General features: G+C 42.7%; 8 protein-coding genes. All 8 read right to left on the bottom strand.

Translation table 11 applies throughout. The features are described from left to right. Window positions 1-3: 3 nt before the first annotated feature. The 8 genes from HNQ56_RS02585 to HNQ56_RS02550 all read right to left on the bottom strand — a co-directional run bounded on the left by HNQ56_RS02585 (window position 4) and on the right by HNQ56_RS02550 (window position 12,023). Window positions 4-1,074, bottom strand: a complete 1,071-nt coding sequence (locus HNQ56_RS02585) for an alpha/beta hydrolase (RefSeq protein ID WP_429142455.1) — start codon at window positions 1,072-1,074, stop codon at window positions 4-6. A gap of 61 nt (window positions 1,075-1,135) precedes the next feature. Beyond that, window positions 1,136-2,644, bottom strand: coding sequence for a GH39 family glycosyl hydrolase (locus HNQ56_RS02580; protein ID WP_429142453.1), 1,509 nt, complete (start codon window positions 2,642-2,644; stop codon window positions 1,136-1,138). Window positions 2,645-2,670: 26 nt separating this feature from the next. Further along, window positions 2,671-4,551, bottom strand: coding sequence for a methyl-accepting chemotaxis protein (locus HNQ56_RS02575; protein WP_429142451.1), 1,881 nt, complete (start codon window positions 4,549-4,551; stop codon window positions 2,671-2,673). 262 nt (window positions 4,552-4,813) lie between these two features. Continuing rightward, window positions 4,814-5,734, bottom strand: coding sequence for a carbohydrate ABC transporter permease (locus tag HNQ56_RS02570; RefSeq protein WP_429142449.1), 921 nt, complete (start codon window positions 5,732-5,734; stop codon window positions 4,814-4,816). A gap of 12 nt (window positions 5,735-5,746) precedes the next feature. After that, window positions 5,747-6,709, bottom strand: a complete 963-nt coding sequence (locus HNQ56_RS02565; RefSeq protein ID WP_429143004.1) for an ABC transporter permease — start codon at window positions 6,707-6,709, stop codon at window positions 5,747-5,749. Between the two features lie 105 nt (window positions 6,710-6,814). After that, the gene (locus HNQ56_RS02560) at window positions 6,815-8,530 is read right to left on the bottom strand and encodes an extracellular solute-binding protein (protein WP_429142447.1); all 1,716 of its coding nucleotides are present in this window, start codon (window positions 8,528-8,530) and stop codon (window positions 6,815-6,817) included. 202 nt (window positions 8,531-8,732) lie between these two features. Then, a complete protein-coding gene (locus HNQ56_RS02555) occupies window positions 8,733-10,388 on the bottom strand; it encodes an extracellular solute-binding protein (RefSeq protein WP_429142445.1) in 1,656 nt (551 codons plus the stop codon). 21 nt (window positions 10,389-10,409) lie between these two features. Continuing rightward, window positions 10,410-12,023: a response regulator transcription factor gene (locus tag HNQ56_RS02550; protein ID WP_429142443.1), complete on the bottom strand. Its 1,614-nt coding sequence runs from the start codon at window positions 12,021-12,023 to the stop codon at window positions 10,410-10,412. Window positions 12,024-12,046 lie beyond the last annotated feature (23 nt).

Genomic DNA, 12,046 nt, shown 5'->3' with positions numbered 1-12,046 from the left:
TTATTAGATTATTCTACTGATTTGAGAAGCCTTTCTTGTTTGCTCTGACGGATGTTCTGATATAATACGGAGAAAGTTATAGGCTCCATTGTTCCAGACAGAAAAATCATGAGCTCCATCCCGGATAATGACTTCATATAATTCACCCAGCTTATCCCCTGCTGCTTCCGCCAATCCTTCCAGTGCCGTTTTATAGCCCGCCTCATAAGCTACCCCATCCGCATCACCGCATGTGAGATACAGAACTTCAAGCTTATTGGGACCCGATGCCAGACCGGTACCGAGAATTCCCCCCGCACTGGTAGTAGGAGCATTAGAAAAAGCGCCGACATAAGAGAATAAATCCAGCATTCCAGGCGCCTGCACCGTCCTATCCAGGCCATTCTTCCATCTGCTGGCACTCTTTGTATATTGGGTTGAATCGTACCGGTAACCGCCAAGAGCCAGATTCAGGGCCTGCATCCCCCCCATGGATAGTCCGGCAATTGCTCTGTGACGGCGGTCAGCTTCCGTCTTCCCCTGTGATTTATCGTTAATATCAGAGCAGGTACGGTATTCTGATTCTATAAAAGGGATAAGGTCATATCTCAGCTCATAATCAAAATAGTAGAAGCCCAGCATATTCGTGCCTTCTGAGGTAAAAGAGGTATCCGTCCAGTCCCAGGCGCTTCTTCCATCCGGAAAAACAACAATCAAAGGGTCAATGTCTCCATTGGATATCAAATGATCCAGCAGATTGCATATCACATGATTCCCATCCGCATTACCGCTGCCGCAGGGCCATTCATAACGATTTCCTCCCACACCATGAAGCAGATACAATACATTGTATCTGGTATTCTCTTTGTCATAGGCTGCCGGCAGGTAGATATTACACTTCTTAAGGATAGCCTCTCCCGGAACCGTCTCCCTTCCCGCCATAGCCGGTGTAATTTTCTGATTTGTAACAAGCTGCCTCTCTTTGTTAATGTAATGATTTACAGGATAAGTCACTTCTGTAAAGGTCCCTTGCAGTTCCTTGCTAACCGTACCGAAATATTCTTCCGGTATCGCAGTCACCATATTACCGTCCATAATCTTCCTCCTCGCACAAATGTATATTCTTGCTGTAATACCGAGGCAATGATTGTGCAGATTATCTTGCCCCTCTGATACGTTTTCGGTCAAATCCTCTGTCTGTCTCCGGAATTATTTTTCTTAATTCAAAATAGCATACCGCATTGGAGGATAAGCTAATCTCTATAGAAAGAGGATTGTCCGCAACAGTAAACCGCTCCATACTAACCTGAGGACGGGCGCTTTCCTTTATTAAATCATATTGTTCCTTATCCGGATTCGAGGGCGATCCTAAATCAAGCCATGCCCGCAGCGGATTACAGCTTTGTTCGTCCACTGTTTTTTTTATGAGTACATATTCCCCGTTTGTTAAATCCAGGTTATACTTTAAAACAAGAGCGTTATCCTCCTCTTCCTCTGTGGGATTCCACGCAACCCCCTTTAAAACATCATCCTCCTTCGTAATAATGAAATGCTCATCGCGTGCGACTGCATCAGAACTAAGCTTGCTAAAAAACAAGAAGGTCCAATAGGTCGGCTTGGGAATCATTCCATTGGTCAACAGACCAAAGCAACCGGAAAAGGGAGTATAAGCTATACCCGCTTCTTCAAACACATCGCCAAAAGTCCAATAAGAGTAAGAAGCACATACATCTCCCATCTCACTTAACAGCCTTGCAACATAGGCTGCGTTTAAATTGGTATCATGGATTGGATTAAGCGGTGTATAAGAGGTATTAAATTCCGTAATATGCATCTCCATTCCGGCAAACTCCGGATAATGATCAATGATTTTACGGCTTTGCCTCAGCTCATCCATGAATACTTCCGGTGTCCGGAGCCTTTGATAGGCGTAATGTCCTTGATGCTCCGGCATTTCCGTAGCATAGGCATGCCTGGTTACAAAATCTAATGGAGTCTTATCCTTTGAGCAGTAGTCCATAAAGGAGTCCAGCCATCGCTCATCATCCACACCGCAGATTGCCGGTCCGCCAACTCTGATTCCGGGATCACAGGCCTTCACCGCCCTGCTGGTAACATCATACAGCTTAAAATATTCCTCCATATCGGCATCTTTCCAAAAACCAGGAAGATTCGGTTCATTCCAGACTTCAAAGGGCCAGGTAATGACCTCTTCTCTGCCATACCGTTTGATCCAATGATGGATTACCGCCTTGACCAGATCAGCCCATTTGCCGTAATCCTTCGGAGGAGTCACATTGCCCTTCCAATAGAAGACCGTCTGGTCTCCCGAAGCTAATCTGCCAGGCATGAAGCCCAGTTCCACAAAGGGCTTGATGCCCATGGATAAATAGTCGTCAAACACCAGATCCACATAAGTAAAATTATATTCTGACTTTTCCATTCCATCTTCTTCGTAGGTGTGGTAGATTCCCATATCATCACAGAAAAGGCCGTGTCCGCGGATATAGGAAAACCCGATCTCCTCCTGCACCTTTTTTAATTGATTATGATATTCATGCCGCAAGGCAAGATTCATACGGCCTGTTCCGATACAGAATGTTGCTTTGTTGTTAAACGGTACTTGATTTTTGCAATTAACATTGTACTGATAAGTGTTCTGCATAGTTCTCCTCCAAATTCTTTGCTTTCTTATACGATAAACCATTGTGTCTCCCGGTACAGTTCCTCCGATCTGTCTGACAGATAACCGGATGTCCGGTGTAACTGCTCGATAGAATGAAGCTGATTACTTGCGGACTGACTTACCTGATCCGTAGAAGCCGCAATCTCCTCAAGCACTGCAGATATGCTCTCCACGGCCTCCAGTGTGCCCATTCTGGCCTGGTCGATATCATCTACGCTATTCATAATATGCCCCATATGGATGGTGAGATTATCAACATTATTATTAATGATCTGATAGGAAGCCGTCGTGTCTCTAACAGCCGCTTCCTGCAATTCCATCACTTCACCTGCCTCCTTTGCCGAGTGGCTCAGCCGCTTCGTGCCGTCTTGGATGATGCCAATCATATTTTTAATATCATGGATTTGACGGTTAATCTGTTCCGAAAGATTTCTGATCTCCTGGGCAACTACCGCGAAGCCTCTTCCCGCCTCGCCGGCTCTTGCCGCTTCAATGGAAGCATTAAGAGAAAGCAGGTTTGTCTGCTGGGAGATGTCATTAATGATATTGATAATAGAATCAATTTTTATTGACTTTTCTGCCAGGCTTTGGATCTCATCAACGATATTCGCCGTTATACTCATTGTTGATTTGGTTTGGTCATTTAGCTTTCGTGTAATCACGGTTCCCTCGCCGATGCTGCTCTTTGTTTCTTCCGTAATTTTACTGATTTCTTTCGTATTATGGCCCATTAGAATTATCTTTTCGGACAGATGATCCATCTGTACAAGACATTTCTCCGCTTCCCCTGCCTGCTGCATGATTCCCTGTTCTATTTCTTTCATGGCGTTTGAGATATCCTCTGAAATTTTTACAAATTTCTCCGAGGTTGACGTCACTTCCGCAGAACCTTCGGAAGCGTCCCTGCTCAAGTTTTTGACCTGCCCGATCAATTCCTTCATCTTAGTAAAGGTATTGTTAATCTCCTTTAAAAGTATGTGAAATTCATCCCTTCTCCTGGTGCTGAATTCAACGGTAAGATCACCCATAGACGCTTTTTTCAATCCGGAGATAATGTATTTTATAATCCTGTCAATCCCATTTGATATGACAACTCCCGTTAAAACAGCGGCAATGCATGCGATAGCGACAATTACTGTGGTTATCCGCCAAATATCATCCGCCTGGCTTGATATGGTGCTTTTCGGAACCAGCGCGCATATCGCCGCCCCGCTATTACCTAATTTAGAGTACATAAAAAGGTATTCTGTTTTCATATAATCGACATAATATGCATCATTCATGATATCCGCAGTCAATATCTTCTGATAAAAGCTTTGGTTTGTGAATATTGGCTCCTTCGTCTCCTCCGGTCCGCTTCCAAAAATCTCTCTTCCGTCCGGAGTGACCAGCGCCAGTATCCCTGACCCATCCAGTTCTACGCTATTTAAAATATCGCGAACTACATCCATATCCATGTCCAATACAAGAAAGGCTTCCGTATTAGGAAAATTTCTTACAAGGCGCAAGGAATACTCATCTGACTCTGCATCCAGCTTTTCCTCCAGATAGTCGTCCTGCCCCAGCCATAATATCTGAGAACGCTTCTTGTTGATTACTTTTCCCGCTTCCGTTTCATAATAACCTGCCGCAATATTACTGATCTCCGTATCCACGGAAGATATGGATCTGGTTTTGTCGGTTATAATATAAATCTGTGAAATAAAATCATCTGTTTTTACCTTTTTTATCAATTCATTTTTTATACTGTTATAGATTTCAGCATTTTTAACCTTATCATCAAGATAATAGCCCACATTATATTTTTGGATTTTGCTGTCACTTATATATTGGGATGATATGCCTTCTATTGATCGGATGCCCAGTTCCAAATACTTACTTGTCATATAAATCGTCTGTGTTGCGGAGCTTTCATAATTGCTGCGTATTGCATCCGCTGCTTTATTGAATGAAACAATTCCTAAAATTATGATGAATATAATAGGTATCAGAAAGGATATAATTAATTTCGCACGTATTGTTTTGATACCCTTTCGTGCCGAAAATAATTTGCTTATTAAGGATTTCATCGCGATGTCCCCCTCTTCTCTTGTGTTTCATAGTACAGACCAAGCCTTACAGGCCGGTCCGGCCCTTCTCTAGGCGCACTTACTCTTTCACGCCGCCGATGGTAAGTCCCGAAACAAAATAACGCTGCAGGAACGGATAAAGTGCGACAATCGGCAGACAGGTCAATATGGTAGCAGCGGCACGAACCGAGGTTGTTGTTACCTGAGCCGCGGCACCGGTCTGGGCTGCCGTATTGGCATCACCGCTCAGCTGGCTTACCGAGGATAACAATTTCATCAGCTCATATTGCAGTGTCGTAAGATTTTCTGCCATTCTGTTATAAAGCATCGTATCGAACCAGGAATTCCACTGTCCCACTGCAATGAATAAGGCAATTGTTGCAAAAACAGGCTTACATAACGGTACAATGATCCTTAGGAACACTGTGAAGTAACCTGCTCCGTCAATCATTGCCGATTCCTCCAGGCTATCCGGCAGGCCGTTCATATAGGTTCTGATCACAAGCATATTGAATGCGCTCACCAACCCCGGAATAATATATACCCAAAAGCTATTGGTAAACCCTAACTCCTTATTCAGTAAAAAAGTCGGTATTAAGCCGCCGTTAACATACATAGTCAAAACAAACAGCACAGAAATGGGCTTGGCGAAAATATAGTTTTTTCTGCTTAAGACAAAAGAAATCAGTGCCGTTACAGAAAGCTGCAACACCGTTCCCGCAAAGGTTCGCAGGACCGAAATATACAGGCCTGTCACCATGCTCTTTTTTCTTAGAACCGTAATATAATTAAATAAAGTCCACTTACGCGGCCATAAATAGATTCCTCCGCGCAAGGCATCCATGGCTTCATTAAACGATACCGCCAGTGTATTTAAAATAGGATATATGGTGACGATGACAAATGCTGTAAGGATCACTCCTATTATAGATGAATAGATAAAATTCTTAAGGCTAAGCCTCTTCTTATAGCTTCTATTTCTTATCTTAGTTGTTTCCATTATCTTCGCCCCCTAGAAAAGTCTTTCTTCCCCGGCAGATTTCGCGGCGGAGTTAGCTAAGTAAATTAAGATAATACTAACAACACTCTTGAAAATACCAGCTGCTGTACCAAGTGAATAATCCGTCTGGCTGATACCGTATTTTAGAACATAGATATCAATTGTCTGGGATACACTTTGCACCAAACCATTGGTTAACAAATATTGTATTTCAAAACCGGCATTCAAAACATTTCCGACATTGATTAACAAAAGAATAAATATCGTCGGTTTGATACCGGGTAAAGTAATATTCCACATCTTTTTGAGTCTGCCTGCACCGTCGATTGAGGCAGCTTCGTACAGATCAGGATTGATCGCTGTAATAGCCGCCAGGTAGATAATGCTATTCCATCCGGTTTCTTTCCACACATTGGCAAAACCGACAATCCACCAAAAAAGACTTTTATAGGTGAAGAAATTGATTGGCGCTTTCAAAATATGCAGCTTTACAAGGATTTCATTCACAATCCCGTTATCGATTGACAATGCGTCCTTTAAAATACCGCACACAATAATCATTGACAAAAAATGGGGTAAATAAGATACGGTCTGTACTAATTTCTTAGGCCCTTTGTGCACCACCTCATTTAATATCAGTGCAAAACCAATGGCAAAGGCAAAGCTTAATACGAGGTTGATAATTCCCATGGCAAGGGTATTACGAATTACCCTCAAAAAATCCGGATTATCGATAAATAGAAATTCAAACTTTTTTAAACCGACAAATTGTGAATTAAAAAAACCTTTTACCGGCTTATAATTCTGAAACGCCATGACCCAGCCGATCAAAGGGACATAACAAAACAAAAGAATATAAGCAACAAAAGGGACTGACAATAATATCAATTCCTTTTGCTTCTTAATATCCTTCCAGGTGATTTTAGCCTTAACTTCCTTTCCCTTTTCTGCCTTTTTATGCTTAACTCCCGTCATTGATAGTACCATACTTTCTTTATAATAATAATGCAGGCGGCCGCGGCAGCCCTGCTGTCCAGCCACCTGCATCGTGTTGGTAATTAAGTAAATATCATTTACTTATTATTGAGGCCTTTTTCCTTGAACTAATTCAATTCTGTCATATACGGCTTCCTGCACTTCTACAAAGAAATCCTGAGGCTTGCATGCCTCATATGCTTTCAGATACTCCTTCCACATCGCATCAAAATCATTGGCAATAACCACTTGAGGAAGATACTGCTTCTTGGCCTCTTCCATCTTTGCCCAGGCAAGTCCGCCAGGAGTCTCTGTGGTCATCTCACCTACAAAGGACCACATGGGATACCAGGGCTGCTCATAACCGTCAATTTCATTGTAATCCAACATATCTACATAAGTCTTGGCGCCATATGCCTGTAAACACTCCTGAACATCAGGTGTTAAGCCTGCAAAGAACTCAGAAGGCTGAGTATCCGGAGTCATAGCATTCTTACCGTCCGGATTCATACCGGAGTAATTGGGGAAATAGCCATAAGAACAGATATGGGATGCTTTATATTCCGCGTTAACCGCATTATCTCTCATCGCCTGCTCTCTATAGAACAGTCCGTCACTGTCAACCTTGTAATCCACACCTTCCACACCCCAGCTGCGAAGGGTGATGATTTCAGGATCCAGCAGGTCATTCACGAACTTCAAAGCACCTTCCACATCCTTACAGCTTGTGGTAATTGCCAGACCGCCGGAAAGCACCGCAGCTTCATTCGCCGCATAATACATCTCCTTCATACCGGGATCTATTGTGATACCAAGAGGAATATAAGTACACCCATCTAGCTTCTGGGTTTTAATCGCATCTTCCGCGGTCTGGAAATCCCATTTCTGCTCAACCATACAAAGCACACGGCCGGATGAGATTTTCTCAAGGAACTGATCATGGTTCATTGTCATAAACTCAGGGTCTACGATACCTTTTTTATACTCTTCGTTTAACTTCTTGAAATATCTTACAGCAGTAGGTGTGATATTATAGTCCGATACCAGGAAGGTCTCAGGATCTACGATACAGCGTCCATTATTCGGATATCCGTCCAGGAACTGCGGAGGATTCTCAAGACAGAAATAATACCAGTCATAGGCTAATATTTCGAAGGGAACTACCGGTGTGCCATCTTCCATAGTAGGGTTGGCCGCATAATAATTACCCAGAAGATCAAAGAGCTGATCAAGTGATTCGATTATGGGATAACCAGCCCACTTTAATACTCTGGTCTGAATCCAGAAAGCCTCTCCTCCTTGGGCCGTATCCATTAATTTCTCGTTGATATTACCAAACTGGGGCATGGAATAGATGTGCCCATCAGCCTGTCTGAGAGTATTCCACTGACTTTCACTCCAGAAGTTCTTAATGTTGGGGTATTTATCAAAATATTCATCGATAGCTACCACGGCCCCGGCGTCCTGCAGCTGAGGTGTCCAGTTAATAAAGTCAGGATACTCACCGCTGGCAATCAGCATACCTACTGCTTCCTCTGCGGTCTGACCGGTCAACCAGGTTTCTTTACATTTTGCGCCAATCTTTTCGGCAATGATCTGCTGGATTTCATTATCGGAATTCAGCTCAATACCCGGTCTGTCAAAAAATGCTGTAAACTCTTTGATCTCCTTTGAGGAAGATCCGCCATCGGCAGATGTCGTGTTCTTTGCTCCGCTGCCCGTCGTACTGCTATCATCCGAGGAACTTTTCTTTCCGCAGCCAATAAGCAGGGATGATACCATAGCAACACACATAATAACTGCAATAAAACGTTTCTTCATATTTTACCTCCCTTTTTTATCACTTAGGTGATAATTCATTTTAGCATATATGCACAATGAACAATTCATACAAACTATATAAAAAACCACTACAAAGTATATATGTGCATAATTTGTAGTGGTTTTTATCTTTTTTTATTCACTTTTTCTAAACATCAGTACTATTTCTTCATTCACTTGCGGCATTATTTATATCCTGCTCTTACGGTCTGATATTTTTACCGGTGACAAGTTCAATTCTCCTATACACCTCCTCCTGCATCTCTGCCAGGAAATCCTCAGGCCTGCATCTCTCATATGCTTGCATATACTCCTCCCATATACTATCAAAGTCTTGGGAAATGATCACTTGAGGAAGATAATTATGCTTCACTTCGGCCATTCTTATCCATGCCATTCCCCCTGCAGTTTGTGTGGTTAAAGTATTTGAATGGGTCCACATAGGATACCAGGGCTCCTCCTCCGGATCGATTACATTGTAGTCCAGCATATCAATGTAGGTTCTTGCACCGTAAGCCTCCAGGCATTCCTGTACTTCAGGAGCCAGTCCGGCAAAAAACTCGGAGGGCTGGGTATTGGGAGTTGCAGCATTTTTGCCATCCAAATTCATTCCTATATAATTAGGGAAATAGCTATAGGAGCATAAATTTGATGCCTTGTACTCAGGATTGACCGCATTTCTTCTCATCTCTTCCGTTCTATAATAGAGCCCTTCCCCGTCCGCAAGATAGTCTTTTCCTTCCACACCCCAGTTACGAAGTGTCATAATCTCCTGAGATAATAAGTCATTTATAAATTGTAAGGCACCTTCAATATCCTCACAATCTACCGATATACTTAAGCCGCCGGAAAAGGTCGCCGCTTCATTGGACGTATAATACATTTCATGCATTCCGGGATCGATTGTTATGCCAAGAGGCACATAGGTACACCCTTCCAGGCCTTGAGCCCTGATGGCTTCCTCAGCTCCTCCGAAATCCCAATATTGCTCCACCATGCACAGCATGCGGCCGGAAGCAATCTTCTCCAAAAACTGGTCATGATGCATGGTCATAAACTCCGGATCCACTATACCCTTCTTATATTGTTCATTCAATTTTCTGAAATATCTTTGCGCAGTCTCAGATATATTGTAATCCTTAACCCCAGCCGTTTCCTTCTCCACAATAACAGACCCGTTATTCGGATATCCATCCAGGAATTGAGGCGGATTCTCCATGCAGAAATAATACCAGTCATATGCCAGAATACCAAAGGGTATGACAGGAGAACCGTCCGGCATGACAGGATTAGCGGCATAATAATTTCCAAGGAGCTCAAAAAGCTGATCCAGTGTTTCAATTACCGGGTAGCCCGCCCACTTCAGCACCCTGGTCTGTATCCAAAATGCCTCCGAGCTCTGCTGTGTATCCATGGTTTTGATATTGATATTACCAAATTGGGGGATGGAATAGATATGTCCATCCCCCTGTCTCACGGATTCCCATTGTATGTCGGACCAAAAGTTTCTGATATTGGGATAAGCCTCCCAATATGCGTCAATTGGTATAAAGGCACCTGCGTCCTGCAGCCTCGGACTCCAGTTTAGAAAGTCCGGATATTCCCCGCTGGCAATCATAATTCCGATTGCTTCCTGGGAGCTCTGCCCTGACAGCCAGACCTCCTTACACTTCGCTCCAATCTTGTCTCCGATAATATCCTGTACCGTATTATCATCATTAATTTCGCTCCCCTCCACATCAAAAAATGCTGTAAATTCTTTGATATTCCGGGAAGGCACCTCATTACTTTTGCAGCCTGTAACAAAAAATATCATTCCGGCAACACACATCATAAATCTTACCATACGTTTTTTCATAAAATCACCTATATCACTATTCTAACCGTTGCGTTTCCGAAACCTTGCCGGAGTAACGCCATATACTTCTTCAAACCGGTTAATAAAGTATTCTACGTTTTTATATCCGACTTCTCCGGCTATCTCATATATCTTTTTATCCGTATTAAGCATCATCTCGGCCGCTTTCCGCACTCTCACGCTATTAAGATAATCTTTAAAGGAGCATCCGAATTGCTTTTTAAACAGCTGTCCCAGATACGCACTATTAATATAGTATTTTTCTCCGAAAGATTTCAAGCTGATATTTCCAAAATAATTTTCCTCAATATCAGCCTCAATCAGATTGATGGTTCCCTTCGCCGTATTCTGACGGAGCTGGGCAAGATAGTCCGCGTATTCAACAGTAAATTGCTGCAGCTTCTGTTCATTTTCAGAATCTGTCCCTGAAGAAAACACCGCTTCGCGGATATATTGCATTATCTCTTCCTGATTGATATCAGCGTCTTGATTATATGCCAACCCTAATAATCTGTAAAGCATATATTGTATATCTTTACTGACTTCCTCCGGATCCGTGCTGTTATCCATCATGTTTTTATATAAGTCCTTTGCATAAACTCTGATTTTTATTCTGTCATTGATCTCCATAGCATGGATCAGTTCATCAATCTGCTTCCTAAAAGCCTCTGTCTTGATTCCCTTTGATTCCGGCTCCTTCTTACCGAGCCATGCCAATTTATTGTCTTGTTTCATATAAAACCGCAGGGAACGTATCATAATTGCTTCCCGGTAGGAATTCACAATCGACTTGATGCCATCAACCATACTCCCCATGGTTGCCACCACTTCATATCCCACCCTGGAAGACAATTCATCCGTCAGCCATTTCAGCCATTCCTCATGGGATACTCCCCTTTCCTCCGACATAAAGGAACAGTAAATAATTCCGATGCCATAGCATTGGGTGTGCTTCATCGTATCAAAAACAATATGATCGGAATAATTCTTCAACAGCAAGCCGGCATAATTATAGAGCTTTCTTTGCTGTCCGACCCTGCCATCTTCTGAAATAGCATGAAATTTATCGTCATTCAGAGATATCTCACAATGAATATAAGCCATATGACGGGATAATTTCATTCTCCCTTCGATATACTGCAGATTAACATCGTCATATTTTCCCCACAGGATTGCTATCAGATGGCTTTCCATGTATGCCTTTTCGCATACCTTCTTCTTTTGTTCGCTCCCCGCCTCCTTTTGGTGCTCCTCCATTATTTTGCGGAGAGTAATAAGAAGCTCCTCCTTTTGAATCGGTTTCAGAATATAATCGCAGCAATTGTATTGAATCGCTGTTTTTGCATACTGAAAATCATAATATCCGCTTAAAAATACAAATCGGGCATTACTTAGATTTCGGTTCCTTACGTAAGCAATCAGATCAATCCCATCCATTTCCGGCATTTTAATATCAGAAACAATCAAGTCATATTCCTCTTTTTTTAATAATTCTATGGCACTTATCCCGTTGGATGCCTCACCGGTAATACAGTATCCCTCCGACTCCCAATCAATTAAAGCAGCAAGACCCTTTCGGATGAATGGCTCATCATCTACCAGCAAAACTCGTAAAAGCGGTGTAACAGTCTGCATTTTTACCTGACCTCCCTTCTTCA

The organism is Anaerotaenia torta (assembly GCF_050433395.1).
Taxonomy (GTDB): domain Bacteria; phylum Bacillota; class Clostridia; order Lachnospirales; family Lachnospiraceae; genus Mobilitalea; species Mobilitalea torta.
The sequence above is the reverse complement of the archived record's forward strand: the minus strand, read 5'-3'. Positions and strand labels throughout refer to the sequence as shown.